14 protein-coding genes are annotated in these 18,196 nt (G+C 40.7%); 13 read left to right on the plus strand and 1 reads right to left on the minus strand.

Going from position 1 to position 18,196, the window contains the following annotated elements; genetic code table 11:
- The first annotated feature begins 261 nt into the window (after positions 1–261).
- The 11 genes from R2S10_RS00210 to R2S10_RS00260 all read left to right on the plus strand — a co-directional run bounded on the left by R2S10_RS00210 (position 262) and on the right by R2S10_RS00260 (position 14,311).
- The gene (locus R2S10_RS00210) at positions 262–1,083 is read left to right on the plus strand and encodes an AraC family transcriptional regulator (RefSeq protein ID WP_316838401.1); all 822 of its coding nucleotides are present in this window, start codon (positions 262–264) and stop codon (positions 1,081–1,083) included.
- 85 nt (positions 1,084–1,168) lie between these two features.
- Entirely contained in the window at positions 1,169–1,774 is a 606-nt protein-coding gene (locus R2S10_RS00215; RefSeq protein ID WP_316838402.1) for a sugar O-acetyltransferase, read from the plus strand.
- 20 nt (positions 1,775–1,794) lie between these two features.
- Positions 1,795–2,871 (plus strand): alpha/beta hydrolase, encoded by a 1,077-nt coding sequence (locus R2S10_RS00220; RefSeq protein WP_316838403.1) that lies wholly within the window; start codon positions 1,795–1,797, stop codon positions 2,869–2,871.
- Between the two features lie 42 nt (positions 2,872–2,913).
- Positions 2,914–3,645, plus strand: a complete 732-nt coding sequence (locus tag R2S10_RS00225; RefSeq protein WP_316838404.1) for a carboxypeptidase-like regulatory domain-containing protein — start codon at positions 2,914–2,916, stop codon at positions 3,643–3,645.
- A gap of 196 nt (positions 3,646–3,841) precedes the next feature.
- Positions 3,842–4,426, plus strand: a complete 585-nt coding sequence (locus R2S10_RS00230) for an RNA polymerase sigma-70 factor (protein ID WP_316838405.1) — start codon at positions 3,842–3,844, stop codon at positions 4,424–4,426.
- A 53-nt stretch (positions 4,427–4,479) separates the two neighbouring features.
- Positions 4,480–5,436: a FecR family protein gene (locus tag R2S10_RS00235; protein ID WP_316838406.1), complete on the plus strand. Its 957-nt coding sequence runs from the start codon at positions 4,480–4,482 to the stop codon at positions 5,434–5,436.
- Between the two features lie 140 nt (positions 5,437–5,576).
- Positions 5,577–8,849, plus strand: coding sequence for a TonB-dependent receptor (locus R2S10_RS00240; protein WP_316838407.1), 3,273 nt, complete (start codon positions 5,577–5,579; stop codon positions 8,847–8,849).
- Between the two features lie 25 nt (positions 8,850–8,874).
- Positions 8,875–10,398 (plus strand): RagB/SusD family nutrient uptake outer membrane protein, encoded by a 1,524-nt coding sequence (locus R2S10_RS00245; RefSeq protein WP_316838408.1) that lies wholly within the window; start codon positions 8,875–8,877, stop codon positions 10,396–10,398.
- Positions 10,399–10,480: 82 nt separating this feature from the next.
- Positions 10,481–12,538: a glycoside hydrolase family 65 protein gene (locus R2S10_RS00250; protein ID WP_316838409.1), complete on the plus strand. Its 2,058-nt coding sequence runs from the start codon at positions 10,481–10,483 to the stop codon at positions 12,536–12,538.
- A gap of 268 nt (positions 12,539–12,806) precedes the next feature.
- Positions 12,807–13,313, plus strand: a complete 507-nt coding sequence (locus R2S10_RS00255; protein ID WP_316838410.1) for a pyridoxamine 5'-phosphate oxidase family protein — start codon at positions 12,807–12,809, stop codon at positions 13,311–13,313.
- 308 nt (positions 13,314–13,621) lie between these two features.
- Positions 13,622–14,311, plus strand: coding sequence for a potassium channel family protein (locus R2S10_RS00260; RefSeq protein ID WP_316838411.1), 690 nt, complete (start codon positions 13,622–13,624; stop codon positions 14,309–14,311).
- Positions 14,312–14,315: 4 nt separating this feature from the next.
- Here the strand turns inward: R2S10_RS00260 and uraH are convergent, their stop codons facing one another.
- Entirely contained in the window at positions 14,316–14,726 is a 411-nt protein-coding gene (gene uraH / locus R2S10_RS00265; protein ID WP_316838412.1) for a hydroxyisourate hydrolase, read from the minus strand.
- A 356-nt stretch (positions 14,727–15,082) separates the two neighbouring features.
- Between uraH and R2S10_RS00270 the strand changes: the two genes are divergently transcribed.
- Both R2S10_RS00270 and R2S10_RS00275 read left to right on the plus strand, forming a co-directional pair.
- Positions 15,083–15,742: a flavin reductase family protein gene (locus tag R2S10_RS00270; RefSeq protein ID WP_316838413.1), complete on the plus strand. Its 660-nt coding sequence runs from the start codon at positions 15,083–15,085 to the stop codon at positions 15,740–15,742.
- 22 nt (positions 15,743–15,764) lie between these two features.
- The gene (locus R2S10_RS00275; protein WP_316838414.1) at positions 15,765–18,167 is read left to right on the plus strand and encodes a TonB-dependent receptor; all 2,403 of its coding nucleotides are present in this window, start codon (positions 15,765–15,767) and stop codon (positions 18,165–18,167) included.
- Positions 18,168–18,196 lie beyond the last annotated feature (29 nt).

Genomic DNA, 18,196 nt, shown 5'->3' on the forward strand with positions numbered 1-18,196 from the left:
ATCTTTGTAATCACACCAAAAGTTGTAGCATCTATATGTTTGTACTTATGGTTATTAACAATCATGGTGACTATTGGTTTTCCCTTTTCGGATTCCAGTATCCTTGTGATATTAAGATCTTGGTTATTTTCTTTATTTTAAATAATGATGTTGAATTGAATGTGGATGAGCTTTTCAGAAAGGTAAATTGAGCCGCACAACAAAGTTTGCCTGCTATGTTTTGATTAGGTTTGCCTATCTTGATATATATTGTGCATGACCATGGAACCGCTAGAAAAACTAAGAACCATCCATTACTCGGGCATATTCCTGTCCTGCTTTTCTGATTACAGTGAAAAATGTATCCATGCTACACCTGAGCATGTGCTTTTGTATTTGTACTCCGGTGAACAAATTATAGAAGACAGAAATGAGAAGATTACGATACGGGCTGGAGAGTGTGCATTTATCAGACGGAACCATAGATTGTTAATGTATAAGAACAGCAAGGATGAAGAACTGTACAAGGGTATTTCCTTAACATTTAATCGGAGCCTCCTGCGCGAATTCTACAGCAGGATGAACAAAACAGACATCCCAAAAAAGGTAACTATTACAGAAGAAAATGTGATTAAGATCGAACCTAGGGCGGATATCAACAGTCTGTTCCAGTCACTGAGCCCTTATTTTGATGATGGTGTTGAGCCAACAGAAGGTGTAGCAAAATTGAAATTGCAGGAAGGAATTTATGCGCTGTTGAATAGCGCTGATGTTTTCTTCCCGATACTGTTCGACTTTACTGAACCCTGGAAAATTGACATTTTGGAATTTCTTAATGAAAATTATATGGATGAGCTTTCTATGGAGCAGATTGCTGGGTATACAGGACGTAGTCTCGCCACGTTTAAAAGAGATTTTAAGAAGATCAGCAATCTTAGTCCACAAAAATGGCTGATTAAAAAGCGCCTGGAAGCAGCTTACGTTAAACTAAAGGAAGAAGGGAGAAAGGTGCAGGAGGTATATGTTGAAGTTGGTTTCAAAAATCCTTCACATTTTTCTACTGCATTTAAAAAGCACTACGGATTTCCGCCAACAGAGGTATAAAATTCTGGAAGAATTGAGCTTCTCAGAAAGGTAAATTGAGCCCCACAGCAACGTTGCTGTGGGGCTTTCTGGTTAATTTTGCTTTATGGAAAATACGATAGGAGAAATTGTTCTGGCACATAAGGCAGCAGATATATTTGAAAGGATGAGGGCTGGGGAGCCTATACGGCTAAATGATCCAGAGTATTTTAAGATTAACGAGGCCCTTTCCAGGACTATGGAACTATCCCGGCAACTGAATTCTGCAATTGATACCGTTCAGATCCGCCAATCCTTAACTGAGATCATCGGCACAACGATTGATGAGAGTACCACCATTTTTGCCCCTTTTTATACCAATTTCGGCAGGTTCACTAAAATTGGAAAGAACGTTTTTATTAACCATGCCTGCTCATTCCTTGATATGGGCGGTATCACGATAGAAGATGAGGTGCTGATTGGCCCGAGGGTAAATCTGGTCACAGAAAACCACCCTTTAGACCCAGCCGACAGGAGGGCACTAGTCACAAAACCAATCCTGATCAAAAGGAATGCATGGATCGCTGCGGGAGCCACAATATTGCCTGGTGTTACTATAGGTGAAAATTCGGTAGTTGCAGCAGGAGCAGTAGTTTCAAAAGATGTTCCAGATAATGTAGTTGTAGCTGGCATCCCTGCAAAAATCATTAAATCAATTCAGGCTTCAGTTTAAGGATATCTAAAAGGTAAAACATGAAAATTTTAAAGATTTTAATCACCGCAGCTGTGATGTTGTTTGGGCTGGCATGTAAGGAAGTAAAACAAAAAGAGCAATCAGAAAAGACAATAGAAATGGAACTGATTTCATCAGATAACTACACTACATTTAAAGTAAGTGATCATGTTGAGCTATATAAAGTAACGTTCAGTAACCAATATAAGATGGAAATTAGCGGACATCTTTTCATTCCAAAGAACCTGGATAGGAAGGTTAAACACCCAGCTATTATTGTAGGGCACCCTATGGGAGCTGTAAAAGAGCAAAGTGCAGATGTCTATGCATCCAATATGGCAGATCGTGGGTTTATCACCTTGGCCATTGACCTGTCCTTCTGGGGAGAAAGCGCGGGCGAACCACGCAATGCAGTTGCTCCGGATATTTACGCAGAAGACTTTAGTGCTGCTGTTGATTTCCTGGGTACACGTTCTTTTGTTGACAGAGAAAAAATTGGAATAATCGGTGTTTGTGGTAGCGGAAGTTTTGTGATCAGTGCTGCTAAGATTGACCCAAGGATGAAGGCCATTGCAACAGTCAGTATGTACGATATGGGGGCGGCGAACCGTAATGCATTAAACCATTCCCAAACATTGGAACAGAGAAAACTGATTATCGCGGATGCAGCGCAACAACGCTACATAGAGTTTATAGGAGGAGAAACCAAATATACCAGTGGTACTGTACATCAATTGGATGAAAATACACATCCTATCCAACGTGAGTTTTTTGATTTCTACCGCAGTCCAAGGGGGGAATACACACCAAAAGGAGGATCACCGGAAACTACTACACACCCGACTTTGAGCAGCAATACCAAGTTCATGAACTTTTATCCTTTTAATGACATAGAAACGATTTCGCCCCGTCCGATGCTTTTCATCACAGGTGATCAGGCACATTCAAAGGAGTTTAGCGAGGATGCCTACAAACGTGCCGCTGAACCTAAAGAGCTGTACTATATAAAGGCTGCAGGCCACGTAGATTTATACGACAAAACTGATTTAATCCCTTTTGATAAGTTGGAATCTTTTTTTAAAGCACATTTAAAATAGCAGATATGAAACAGTGTCAGAATATTAGTTTAAATTCATTTAATGAATAAGCGCTTAGAAATCAGTATACCCAAAAGTTGCCCGGAGAATTGGGCTAGCATGTCAGATGTTCCAGGAGGAAGTTACTGCCTATCCTGCCAGAAAAAGGTCACTGATTTTACTGATTTCAATCAGAAAGAGATAGAAGAGTGGTTTTTGCTGCACCAGGATGAAAAAACATGCGGACGATTTTATCGCAGTCAGCTGATCATTCAGGCAGAACATTTGCCGAAAGAGGGCGCTTGGACTACGCTCAGAATGAAGATCATTGCCGCCTCGGTTCTAATATTCCCTTTCACCTTGAAAGCCTCAGATTCGCTGACCAAAAAACAGAAAATAGAAGCTGCTCCGGTAAGCGCGCGTACATCACATAACCAGTATTTTGATCAGCAAACACAGCCAGTGGATAGCATAAGGACAATAAAGGGTGTTGTTTTGGATAAGGATACAAAGGAGGTATTGCCAGGAGTGATAGTAAGCATAAAGGGCAGCAAGATAAAATCTTACTCTGATAGTAAGGGCAATTTCCAGATCAGCTTTAATCAGGACATTAGTCCGGTGTTGGTAATCTCATACATTGGATATGAGGCTTTTGAACAGAAAGTACGTACCGAAGCTGGTAAACCAGTTACAATAGTACTCGTCTTAGATCAGGCAGTTTTGGGCGAGGTCTGCGTGGTCAAGAAACCTGGTTTCCTAAAACGGATATTCCGACCTTTCAAGAAAAATCTCTAATATTTTTCACCTGATTATTTCTTCCAGTACATGGTCAGTATAATTTGATGAGTGGTACAGGAGAAAACCCAGTTGGCTTCTGGTGTATTGAGATGAGCAAAGCGTTTAAAATCGATACCTGGGGAGCCGGGACAGAAATTTATAATTTTGCATTATTCATGTACTTGCGTATCTTTCCCTCCATAACCAAATAACATTGAATACAGGGGTAAAGACGGGAACACTTGCTGCCAAAGAAGAGAGCACTGAGCGTAAGGATATCGCTTTTAAGGAGCAATTTAAGCTATATGCACCTAAAATTTATCATTTTGGGATGTCCTACCTAAAGTCTGTTCATGACTCCGAAGAACTGGTTCAGGACGTATTCATGAAGGTTTGGAACCAATACGAATCGCTGGATGAAAGCCGAAATATAAAAGCCTATATTTTCAAGATTGCCGTCAACCTGATCTACGATCAGTTGAGAAAGCGTAAACTAGACAAACTGGCTGCGGAGTTAACAGCGTTGCATGCGGTAGAGCTGGAGGATACCACCTGGAATACGCTCAGCTTTAATGAATTGCAATCCCAGATTGATATGCTGATTTCGCAAATGCCCGATCAACGCCGACTGGTCTTTACCCTGAGCAGGGTAGAAGGCCTGAGTTATGAAGAAATTGCAAAAAAACTAAACATTTCCATCAGAACTGTAGAGAACCAGGTGTACCGTGCACTGGCCTTTTTAAAGCTCCACATCCACACCAAATACCTCCTTTATTTTATCTTCTATTATTTATATTAATTTTTTTTAAATCGGAGTGAGTACCTGAGCTTTCCTATCCGTATTAGGAGGGTATGCACAGAGAAGATCCCCAGGATAAAATAAGCCGTTCCTTCATTGAACCCGAATTAGAATTCGAGGTAAAGAAAGATTTGTATCAGTTTTTAGAACTTCAGCCGGAATCGCAGGCAGATGATCCGGACTTTGATCCTTTATACGATAGGATTTGTCATAAAATCGCTGAAGAAGCGAAACAAAAACAACGGAAGAAAGTCGTTAAACTCATCAGGTATGTGCTGACCAGAGCGGCTATCTTTTTACTGGGTATCCTCAGTTATGCCTTGATCGCACACCCATATTTCTACCCAAAAACCGCAACAGAACTGACATTGATTGCGCCGGAGCATGCGGTAAGCGAGGCGATTTTACCGGATGGCTCTAAGGTTTTTTTAAATGCAAAATCCAGCGTTCACTACCATCAGGATGAAAAGACCGAACTCCGCGAAGTATTCTTAAGCGGTGAGGCCTGGTTTGATGTTAAAAAAGATAAAGATCACCCTTTTGTAGTGAATACCGCCGGCTATAAAATCAGGGTTCATGGAACTAGATTTAACGTTCGTGCATTCCCTGGCGATCAGGAGATGACCACCACTTTACAACATGGATCAGTAGAGATTCTCCCAGGCGATGAAAAGCAAAAACTGACTCCAGTGATGTTAAAACCAGGACAAAAATTTGTCTTTTATCCGGCAACAGGAAAGGGCATTATAGCAGGAGTACAGGCAGGCTTCGCTTCGCTTTGGAAAGAAAGAGAAATCCGTTTTGAGAATAAGAGTTTCAAAGATTTACTGGAAATGCTGGAAGGCAGGTATAACGTCCGATTTGTGGTTAAAGATCAGGAACTGTTTAATTACCATTACAACGGTACCATCCGCGATGAAAACCTAAGTACAGTGCTGGATATCCTGAAACAAACCTTACCATTCCATTACCATACACTGGCAGATGGAAGGATCCAGATAGAAAAATAAAAAATCAGATTGCTTACCTAAAAACAGGCCTATGTAACAGCTAAACGTATACAATAAAAAAGTGCCGAAAGAGCTTCGACCCTACTTTCGGCACAATGACCAACTCAAAAGGATTTTAGAATTAATCTTTATTTAAAACTATGCAAAAAATAAATAAAAACTACTTATTAGTTTTGATCTGTTCGTTTTGCCTGATGTTTATTGCTGATCAAACCAATGCGCAGAGCAAGAGTTCGATCAGCCTGGATTATGATCAGGTGAAAATTACAGACGTACTAAAAGCAATAGAACAAAAAACACCCTACCGCTTTTTCTATCAGCGGGAGCAATTGGATGGGAACCGTAAGGTCAATATCCATGTGAAAAATAAATCTGTACAGGAAGTAATGGGAATTTTGTTCCCGGATAAATCCATTAGCTACAACATTCAAAAAGACAACCTGATTGTCTTAAAACCAAATCAGCCAGCTGCAAAAGGAGTTGCCGAAGGACAGAGGAGAAAGGTGACAGGACAAGTGACTGATGCTGCAGGAATTTCTCTTCCAGGAGTGTCTGTGAAAGTGAAGGATTTTAGTGTAGGTGCTACCACAGATGGGAATGGCCGCTATGAGATCCTGATGCCTGAAGGTGCAGTTTCCCTGACTTTCTCTTATATGGGGATGGAAAGCAAGACCTTAAGTCCGGGGACAAAGGGGACGCTCAACGTGAAATTGGAAAGCAGTGCCCTAGGCTTAAATGAAGTAGTGGTTTCTGTAGGTTATGGATCCGTAAGTAAAAAGGACCTGACCGGAGCAGTATCAACTCTAAAAACGAAAGACTTTAACAAAGGACTGGTTGCCAATCCTGTAGAATTGATGCAAGGTCGTGTATCCGGAGTCAACATCATCACCAATGGTGGAGAGCCTGGTGCCGGTGCATTGGTGAGGGTGAGGGGATCAAACTCCATCCGTTCAGGTCAGGATCCATTGTACGTGGTGGATGGTGTACCATTGGACATCACTGATGTACAGCCTTCAGGAGCTACCATTTCCGGTGCGGGAAGTAATGCCACCAAAAACCCACTGAACTTCCTGAATCCGGATGATATTGCTTCTATGGACATCCTTAAAGATGCATCGGCGACGGCAATTTATGGTTCCAGAGGTGCCAACGGGGTGATTATCATTACCACCAAAAAAGGAAAATCAGGAAAAGGAGTGCTCAATTATTCTGCAATAGGTTCTGTTTCCAGCTTACCAAAGCAACTGGATATGATGGATGCGGAAACGTTTAAAACTTACCGTGCCTCAAAAGGAATTACCGAAGGAGATTATGGGGCAAATACCAATTGGCAGGACGAAATTTTTAGAAATGCCTATGCTCAAAACCACAACCTTTCTTATGGTGGTGGAAACGACAATGGAAATTACCGTGGTTCAGTGAGCTATCTGGATCAGCAGGGTATTGTAAGAAAAACAGGGCTGGAAAAATTAACTTCCAGATTTAATGTTACTCAAAATCTGATCAACAACAGGTTGAAGATTGAAGCCAACCTCACCGCTGCCAGAACCAAAGACCAAAGGGTGCCTATCGGAGAAACCGGTGGTTTTGAAGGTGATGTGATTCTTTCCGCTTTAAAGATCAATCCAACGCTTCCGATTTACAATCCTGATGGTAGTTATTTTCAGATGAGTAAAGATGTGAGGAATCCATTGGCGATGATCAACCTCACCAATGATGTCAACCAGAACGACCGTATTCTGGGAAACATTACGGCTTCCCTTGACTTGATCAAAGGCTTGAAATATAAAATCAACCTGGCCACAGATCATTCTAATGCATCCAGAAAGGTAATGCAACACCATAGCCTGATCTACCTGAGCAATAAAGGAACGGTTGACATCAGTAATGTGGAGCAAAACAGTAACCTGATGGAGAACTTCCTGACCTATGATTTTAATCTGGGTGATCAACATAAATTTAATGCACTTGCAGGACATTCTTACCAGCAGTTCAAGGCACAATCCTATAAGTTGAGTGAGGAAGGATTTACGATTGATGATTTTGATTATATCAATGACCTGAGCCTGGGTAATTCCAAGCAGGTATCTGTAAGTTCTTCTATCATCAAGAATGCACTGCAATCCTTTTTCGGGAGGTTAAACTATAACTTCAAGGAAAAATACCTCCTTACCGCTACCCTGAGGGCGGATGGCTCAACTAAGTTTGGAGCCAACAACAAGTATGGCTATTTCCCATCTGCTTCTGCGGCATGGAGAATGAACGAAGAGACTTTCTTTAAAAACCTTCAGGTATTCAGTAATTTGAAGCTGCGTGCAGGATGGGGAATCACCGGAAATCAGGAAATTCCAAATAAGATTTCTCAGATTCTGCTAGGTTCATCAGGTGGGGCAATTCTGGATGGTTCCAGCAAAAATGTAGTTCAGGGAATTACACTTACCCGTACGCCAAATCCTGACATCAAATGGGAAAAAACCAGCCAGATCAACCTGGGCTTAGACTTCGGGGTGCTGAATGGCAGGATAAACGGTACCATAGACTATTTCGATAAACAAACCAGAGATGTATTGCTGGAAGTATTTTCGATTGCACCTGCACCTACTACAAAGGTATGGACTAATGTTCCGAATATGAGCATCAGAAACAGAGGATTGGAGCTTTCTTTAAACGGCTTACTCGTAGAAAAAGAAAGATTGAGCTGGGATTTAGGACTGAATTTTACCACCATCAAAAACCGAGTATCAGGTTTACCAATGAGTCAGATTACTACAGGATCTCCTAGCGGGCCTGGAATCACCGGATATTCTTCTCAGATCATTAGAAATGGTTCTTCTATCGGTACTTTCTGGGGCAGGAAATTCCTGGGCTTTGATGATCAAGGAAACAGCAGGTTTGAAACGGATGAAAATGGCGTAGAGATTCAACAGAACCTAGGTTCGGCATTGCCACGTTTTAACTACGGAATCAGCACCAGTGTGGTGTATAAGAATTTTGACCTGAGTCTGGCATTAAATGGGGTGTATGGCAATAAAGTATACAACAATCTGGCAAACATCATCAATCAGAATACCTTGGTAGCTAAAGAATGGAATGCCACCAATGAGGCCATAAAAACCAATGAAAACCCTAATGGAACGCTGACCTACAGCAGTCGCTTTATCGAAAATGGTTCTTACCTACGCCTTTCTAATGCCACTTTGGGTTATACCCTTAAACTGAAAAATGTAGACTGGATCAATAAGGTTCGCTTTAACCTGACTGGAAATAACCTTTTTGTGATTACTAAATACACCGGTTATGATCCCGAGGTAAATGCAGATCACTCTTCTGGCGGTGTTCCTTCTATTGGTATAGACTGGACCACTTATCCAAAAGCCAGAACCGTTGTTTTTGGAGTAAATGTAGAATTCTAATGACCCATAAATAAAAAATATACTGATGAAAAAATTATATATCATGATCAGTGCGGCCATTTTATCGCTTAGCGCATGTACTGTGGAGGAAGAAATTCTGGATGAGGTAAATGGTGGTAAAGTAATCCATAATCCGGAAAATGTGGAGATGATTGTGGCTCCGGCATATGCCTACCTTAGGGATTTACAGAACCGTTCTGGGGTTTGGGGAACGATACAATCTGTGACCGACGAACTGGCATGGCCGGCAAGAGGATCCGATTGGGTAACACCTGATTTACAGGCTTTATTTACCCACGATTATGCGCCTACCAATTCTTATGTAAGAAATACCTGGAACAGCTTTATGCTAGGCATTACCCGTTGTAATGTGGCGCTGAAATACCTATCGGAATTTCCTAAATCTCCAAAAGTTGATGGCTATATCGCTGAGGTGAGGTTTATCCGTGCCCTTTGCATGTTTAGACTGACCGATAACTTTGGTAAATTTCCTTTCAGAGAGTTTTCGGAAACTGATTATTCAAAGGCACCAACGATTCTTGATCGTCAGATGGCGGTAGACCGGATGATCAAAGAACTGAATGAGGTCATTCCTCAATTGAAAAATAAATCAGAAATCCCTTATGGTAGGGTATCCAACGCTGCTGCTCAGATGTTGCTGGCGAATGTTTATTTGAATCATGAGGTGTTTACAGGAACGGCTAAATGGACGGAAGCGGTACAACAATGTGATGCGATCATTAACTCCGGTCAGTATACCGTGGCAGATGATTACTGGGGAATGTTCCAGTACGACAATGCAAAGTACCTGCAAAATACAGAGTCTATTCTTTCTGTGATCTATGATGAAACGATAGGACTTACAGGTTCGGTATGGGTTCCAATTACACTACACTACAACCAAAAGTTTGGTAGTTTTACAAGTCTTTGGAACGGTTGCTGTACTACACCAACATTTGTGAACACTTGGGACACTTCAGACAAAAGGTTTAGCGACAAAAGATTGATCAGTCAGCTGGGCTTTAATCAGGGTTTCTTGATTGGTCAGCAGTATTCTCCAACTGGTGTAGCTTTGAAAACACGTACGGGTGCGCCGCTGATCTTTACCAAGGAGTTCAGCATCAAGAATTCTAAGGAAGAGGAAGGCGTAAGAGTAGTTAAATTTGCGCCAAATCCATCTACCACGAATACCAGCAATGCAGGTAATGATTTCCCATTGTATCGCCTTTCTGATACTTACCTGATGCGGGGGGAAGCTAAATTCAGGTCAGGGAATGTTAACGGTGCTTTGGAAGACATCAATTACATCAGAAATACCAAACGCGGTATGCCCGCCTATACAAGTCTGGATCTGGATAAAATCCTGAAGGAACGAGGTTTTGAATTGTATTGGGAAGGTAACCGACGTACGGATCTGGTTCGTTTCAATAAATACCGTGATGCGAGAGAGGAGAAAAATTACGTCACTCCGGCTTATAAAGTGTTGCTGCCGATTCCGCTTAGTGCGATTGAAGCGAATGCCAGCCTTACTCAAAACCCAGGTTATTAATTAACAGGTTTACACCTAATATTCGACCTGTGGTCTGTGGTGTTTTTTATGCCCGGGCCACAGGTTTTTTTTCGAAATCCATATGAAAAATATATTTAATGTGCTGCTCATTGCATTGCTATGCAGTGCAATGGCCAGCTATGCACAAATCAATCCATGGTTGATCAAGGCTGATAAGATTGACCTGCAAAATTATTATGGCATCAGTATTGCCAATGGCATCATTGGAGTCACTTCTGCACCTGAACCATTTAAAGTAAAGAGCACGGTGCTTGCCGGAGCTTATGATAGTTATGGAAGAGGCCGGGTCAGTAATTTTATCAATAGCATTAACCTTTTAAATCTTTCCTTTTCTGTGAACGGTCAAAATGTATCGGAGAAGAATATTCAGAGATTTAACCAGGAGCTGAACATGAAAAAAGGGAGTTTTCATTCTTCCTTTGATTTTGGGACTAAAGCCAGTGTGAGTTATACTTATTATGCCTTGCGTCATCTCCCCTATAGTGTGATGCTGGATGTTACAGTGACTGCACATGAAGATCTTGAAATCAGTGCTGCGGGGATCATGGAAAGTCCGGATGCTTTACGGGAGGTACAAAACTATTACAGTGAAATCAATCGATCTCATGTAAAAGCCGGACTGCTAAGTAGTACCGCTAAAAGTCCGACTGGCAAAATCAATATTGCTGCCTCCAGTACTTTCATTTTTGAAGAGCCTAAAGCCTCACAGCCTGAGATGAGCCATGCCAGTTACGATCATAATCGTCACAGCATGCGTTTTAATAAAAAGTTAAAAGGAGGAAGTACGTATCGCTTTAGCCTGGCGGGCACTTTACTCTCCAGTTCCCATCATCCTGATCCATTGAATGAAGCCGAGCGATTGACGCTCTTTGCCAAACTGGAAGGCAGGGAACGATTGCTCATGAAGCACCATCAGGCCTGGGATGAATTATGGGAGAGTGATATTATTCTGGAAGGTGATGATCAGGCGCAACAGGACATTCATAGTATGATGTACCATTTGTATTCCTTTTCCAGAGAAGGATCGGAATATTCTTTATCTCCGATGGGGCTTTCCGGGCTTGGTTACAACGGACATGTGTTCTGGGATACCGATATATGGATGATGCCGCCTTTATTGCTCCTGCGTCCGGAACTGGCTAAACCCATGCTGAACTATCGTTTTAATCGTCTGGAAGCGGCAAAAAAGAATGCTTTTGAACATGGCTATAAAGGAGCGATGTATCCCTGGGAAAGTGCGGATTCGGGTATGGAGGAAACTCCGGTATGGGCCTTAAGCGGACCTTTTGAACACCATATTACGGGCTGCGTTGCTTTTGCGGCCTGGAACTATTATTGTGTGACCCGTGATCAGGAATGGCTGAAGGAAAAAGGCTGGCCGATGATTGCTGCGACTGCTGATTTCTGGACCAGCAGGGTAGAACGTAATGGTCCTGGAAAGTACGACATTAAGAATGTGGTGGCTGCCGATGAATGGGCCGAAAATGTAGACAATAATGCCTTTACCAATGCGGTTGCAAAAAGTAATCTGGAGATCGCGGTTAAGGCTGCTGCACTGCTTAATCTAATAGCGAATCCGGAATGGAGCCTGGTGGCCAGGAACATTCCTATTCTTCAATTTCCGGATGGGGTAACTAAAGAGCATGCAAGTTATGCTGGGGAGCCCATCAAACAGGCAGATGTGAATTTACTAGCTTATCCATTAAAGGTAGTTACTGCTCCTGATCAGATCCGTCGCGATCTGAATTATTATCAAGGCCGCGTTCCTGCTGCGAATACACCTGCAATGACGCAAGCTATTTTTGCCTTGTTACATGCCAGAACAGGTGATGCCGCGCAGGCCGCTCATTATTTTAACGATGCTTATCTACCTAACCTTAATCCTCCTTTTAGGGTGATTGCAGAAACCAAAGGGGGTACAAACCCTTATTTTGCTACTGGGGCAGGGGGCGTGTTGCAGGCTGTTATGATGGGTTTTGGCGGATTGGACATTACGGACGAGGGGATAAAGAAGCTAAAGAGTGTAATGCCAGTTCATTGGAAAAAATTGACCTTGAAAGGTATCGGGCCTGAGAAAAAACAATACATCATCACGTTAAAAGAAAAGGGACCATTTTAATTGTGCTATTGAAATGATTAACAACTATAGGGGAGAATTTTCTCCCCTTGTTGTTTGTATTAATGCTTTAAGCGGGTTTTTATTGAAAAATTTCCGCCTATCTGGCATAGGATGAATTCTTTTCAGCGCTTCGGCAGCATAGCATGTCGCATTTAGGTCAGGTAGAAACTGCATCAAACATATATTCTGGCTACTTGTTTATCTAGTGTTCGTTTTGTCGGAATACAAAGACAATCATTTTTAGAAAATATTTTAAAAACCAGCATTTATGAGTACAGAAAATTTAGCGCATCGTGAGGCAATAGAAAAACTAAAAACCATGGTGGATAAGATTGATATTGGGATGATGTGTACCAATACCTCTGACCTCGGGAAGCTTCATGCTGTGCCTATGAGCAGACAAGAAGTAGATCATGAAGGGAATTTATGGTTCCTGATTTCTTCAGATAGTGAAACTTATAAAAACCTTCAAAAAAGCAACCAGATCAGTGTTTTATACTCAGATATTAGTAAATACCGTTTTCTTAGTATAAACGGAATTGGAGAAATTTCTAAGGATCAGGCTAGGATAGAAAAATACTGGAATAAGATGATGGATGGCTGGTTTGAAAAAGGAAAAGAAGATCCAAGCATCAGGATCTTAAAAATCAGCCCTTCAGAAGGTCATTATTGGGATAATGAATCCAATAAATTAATCACTTTTTTAAAAGTTGCTGCAAGTGCAATTTCTGGTGAAAAGATTGACATTGGCCGGGAGGGGAACTTAAATATATAATGCAAAGCCAGAGTCTATATGGGCTCTGGTTTTAATGTTTATGATCCACTTATTGTCTTACCTAACCAGCCATCAAGTCTTCGCAGACGTTCTGTGATGTCGTAACAAAGCCCGTCCATTGCTCCTCAGAATGGAGTTACCACCTTGTAATTGTCATAGTTTTAAGGTTTAGAATTGCTTGCCGCTAAATCATTCGAAATTATTTTGCAGTAAATGTTTAATTTAGCTCGTTCAGAGCTAAAATACTTAAAGGTGTATGGGCTGAGAACGCTGTTTATTTGTATTAATTCACCTAAATCATACCGCCGTTGAAACGGATCATCAATAAAGTAAAGGATTATTGGCACTCAGACACCAGCTTTATCACATTATTGGTGATGCTCTTTTTTATGGTATTTCTGATGCCCATTTTGCTAGAAGGCGCGGTAGTAGACATTTTGGTTTTAAATATTTTATTCCTGGCGCTTTATTTTATTGGGATTTTTTCAAGCGAAGACAAGTGGAACATCTACTTATCGTCCTTTCTGTTCCTGGCGCATGTGATCTTGCTGATGATAAGATTTGACGATACGCCCAAAGAATACTATTTATTAGAGCGTTTAGTTGGACTTGTTAATATGAGCTTGTTCATATTTATTAATATCAGGTTGCTGTTTCGAAATGCAGAGCGCAGTATTTTCAGAATTATTGGAGCAGTAAATGTTTACCTATTGTTTGCCTTAATGGGGGCCTTTGCTTTTGAAATTTTAAAGATTCAAACTGGTAAATCAATCGCAGGGAATATCAATTTGCATAACAACGACAGCGATTATGCGGTTTATGTTTATTATAGTCTGGTATCCCTGACTACCGTAGGCTATGGTGATATTTACCCGGATGGAATGGCCTCACGTATGCTTTCCGTTTTGCTTTCTGCGATAGGTATTTTATATCCTGCTGTTGTTATTGCAAGGTTGGTGACTAATAACAACAGGCAATCTGTCTCAGAAGAAGCTTAGCATTTTAGCTTCCCCTATAGGTAGAATAGCCGTATGGACTCAAGGTAATGGGTACATGGTAATGCTGGTCATCTTTTATTTCAAAAACCACTTCAATGAAAGGATAAAAAGAATTTTGTTTTAAGCTTTTGAAATAAGGTTCAATTAAATAAGTCAGTTTAAAAATTCCTTTATTTTCTTTACTCCCGTAAGGTAGAAAGTTTTGTATCCGCCCATCCTTGTTGGTTTTACTTTCGGCGACAAATGACCATTGCTCATTGCCGATTTTTTGCGTTAATCTAATCAATACACCCTCAGCAGGCAATCCCCGGGAAATGTCTAATATGTGGCTAGAGAGTTGAAATTTTTGACTTTGAGCATTGCCAGACAATGTAAAGCCAATCATTAAGACTAAGATTGAAAGTTTTTTGAACATGATTTGTATTTTTTTTGTATTAAAATTTCAGGGGGACCTAGCTTTCTCATTACAATTTGCCTGGCCTTATTTTCCATAACATCTCCTAAAGCATCTTGTACATGAAGGAATGGATTTTGGTATAAAAATATACTATTTTATTTAAAAATAGTGTTAATTAAAACTAAATGTTAGTTTTGTGCACTAAGATGTAGTTTTTTAATGTACGACTGCTTTGATATTTGAATTCTTTTTGTGATACCAAGTATTGATAGACTTGAGTGCAAAAACATGATTATTGGTCGCTTAATCGAGTTGGCTGACTGTAAAGGTCACTGCTATATGAGCTGAGATGGTCAAATTAAAGTTAAATTAAGATGGTAGCAATAAAAAGAAGTCAAATTTCTGAAATGGAGAAACACTATAGGATCAGCCTGATCAATAGTTTAGTGGGCTATAAATCGCTCAATTTATTGGGTACCATCAGTAGTGATGGCGTTACCAATCTGAGCTTAATCAGTTCGGCTTTTCACATTGGTGCGAATCCACCTCTTTTGGGTATAGTGATTAGACCGGAACGTGAACATAATGATACTTTAAGTAATATTAAATCTACGGGTCATTATACCTTAAATAACGTATTGCCTCAGTGGTATAAGCAGGCGCATCAAACCAGTGCAAGTTATCCTTCTGGTGTATCGGAGTTTGATCGCTGCGGGTTTAAAAAGCACTATGTAAGTGGTTTTAAAGCGCCTTTTGTAGCTGAGTCTACTGTCCGGATTGGCCTGGAACTTGCAGAAATCATTGACATTGAAATAAATGGTACAACGATTCTGATCGGTGAAATTGTTCAAATATTAGCTGATAATAACCTGATTGAAGAAAATGGCAATGTGGACCATATTAAGGCCGGAACAATGACCGTTTGCGGTTTGGATAGTTACTTCCTTCCACAGATGGTTGGCAGATTAGCCTATGCGAAACCAGGAATTGAACCTCAAGAATTAACGACTAAAAACTGTGAAACTAACCATTAAATCTCTCCTCATAATAGCCATTTTGTTTACTTTTAACCCGGTGTTTTCCCAGCAAAAGGGACTGATTACAGGTGTTGTACAAAATATAAATACGGGTAAAGTGCTTTCAGGAGTCACCATTACTATTGATGGAATATCAATTTCAACCCTAAGCGATACTTCTGGTCGTTTCCGTATGGATGTTCCTGTAGGAACTTATAAAATTTCTGCCAGTCTTGTTGGCTATTTAACGCAGCTGAAGTACAACATTGTGCTGGGCAGTGGCAATCCGCAATTGGTCAATTTTGAGCTTCAGCCTCAATCGAATAATTTAAATGAAGTTAACATCAGTTTTAGTAAAGGAAAGTCGGCGGTTGCCACTGATATGGTTACCCCTCTATCTGTGCAGCAATTGACAGCAGAAGAAATAAAAAGTAGTCCAGGGGGTAATTTTGATGTGTCTAAAGTGGTTCAGACACTTCCAGGAGTGGGCATCAGCAATGGCGTTGGTGAGCGGAATGATATTATAGTAAGGGGTGGAGCTCCAAACGAAAATGTCTATTATCTGGATGGTATAGAAATTCCGGTATTGAATCATTTTCAAACCCAGGGGAGTTCCGGAGGTGCTCAGGGTATACTCAATGTTTCTTTTATTGAGAGTTTAAAATTGAGCTCCTCAGCTTTTGATTCCAGATACGATAATCCTTTGGCATCGACTTTCGTGATCAGGCAACGAGAAGGGAATTCAGAGAGACTGGCTGGTAATGCCAGGATTAGTTTTACCGAAACGGCATTAACCTTAGAAGGACCGTTGTCGAGGAACACTACATTTCTGGCCTCTGCACGTAAATCTTACCTCAGTTTTTTATTTAAATTGATTGATTTGCCCATCAGGCCAGATTTTGATGATTTTCAATATAAGGTCACTCATAAATTTAATGCTAAAACCAAGCTTACGGCTATAGGTCTGGGGGCTATAGACCGTTTTAGTTTTGCCCCAACTAAAAAGTCCACCCTGGAAAATACCTATGTGCTGCGTTCTACACCCTATATCAACCAATGGAATTATACTGCAGGTTTTAACCTTAACCATCAGATTGAAAATGGCTATTTGAATTTTACGCTCAGCCGAAATGTATTTGACAACCGTCTGGATAAATTCGAGGATGAACTAAAAGAGGAAAGTAAAAGGAGTCTGAAAGTTCAATCTCGGGAAACCGAAAGTAAGTTTAGATTCGACATCAATAAATTCTTAGCTGGCTGGAAACTGTCTGCCGGATTGATGGCTCAACTGGTGGCCTACAAAGCAGATTTGTTTAATAAAATATCCAATGAAATCACCAATGCAGAGGGGGCAGTAGTTGTGCCGGAAAAGGTGGTCAGGTTCAATAATGACATTGAATTTTGGAAATATGGTGCGTTTTTTCAGGCTTCAAAAAACCTTTTTAATGAAAAGTTATTGTTTTCCGCAGGTATCCGTACTGACCTGAATAGTTTTACTGATAAGGGGAATGACCCCTTAAAAACACTTTCTCCGAGGTTGTCTTTAGCCTATCACCTCAGTTCAAAATGGGATGTAAGTGCTTCTGTAGGAACTTATTTCAAAATTCCCACTTATACCATGCTAGGTTATCTGGATAATAATGGCCTAGCCCTGAATAAAAATATGGATTACATCCAATCGACTCATTATGTGTTTGGAACCCAGTTTTTACCTAGAAATGATTTGAGGTTTACATTCGAGACTTTTTATAAGCGGTACCGCAATTATCCGGTGTCTGTAGCCAATGGCACTTCCCTTGCTAACCAAGGGGCAGAATATGCTTCTGTTGGCAGTGAGCAGGTACTCAGTATAGGAGATGGTGAAACTTATGGTATGGAACTGTTTGTGCAACAGAAGTTGGTTCGTAATTTTTTTTATGTGGCGAGTTACTCCTATGTGGTCAGTAAATTTTCTGGACTGAATCAGCAACTCATTTCCTCTTCATGGGATAACAGGCATTTACTTTCACTGACATTGGGCTATAAACTAAAACGTAACTGGGATCTGGGTTTGAAATACCGTTATGCGGGAGGCTCACCCTATACACCATTTGACTTGCAGGCATCCCAGCAAAACTATTTAACACTGGGCACAGGAATAGCAGATTACAGTCGGTTAAATACGGAAAGGTTGTCATCATTCAGTCAACTGGATTTTCGGGTTGATAAGCGTCTGAATTTTAGAAAAATAGCTTTGAGTTTTTATATAGATATACAAAATATCCTTAAAAATGAAAATGATAGTTTTCCAAAATATACGTTTAAAAGAACAGCAGACAATAGTGGTTTTTTAACTACTGATGGGCAGCCTATACAAACCAATGGTTCAAACGGGATCCCTTTTATCTTAAATACCAAATCGGGAAATCTGATACCTTCATTTGGCTGTATATTTGAGTTTTAAGCTCATTGCTCCTGTTTTTTTTCTTGACT

It is taken from the genome of Pedobacter gandavensis (assembly GCF_032678745.1).
Lineage (GTDB): Bacteria > Bacteroidota > Bacteroidia > Sphingobacteriales > Sphingobacteriaceae > Pedobacter > Pedobacter gandavensis_C.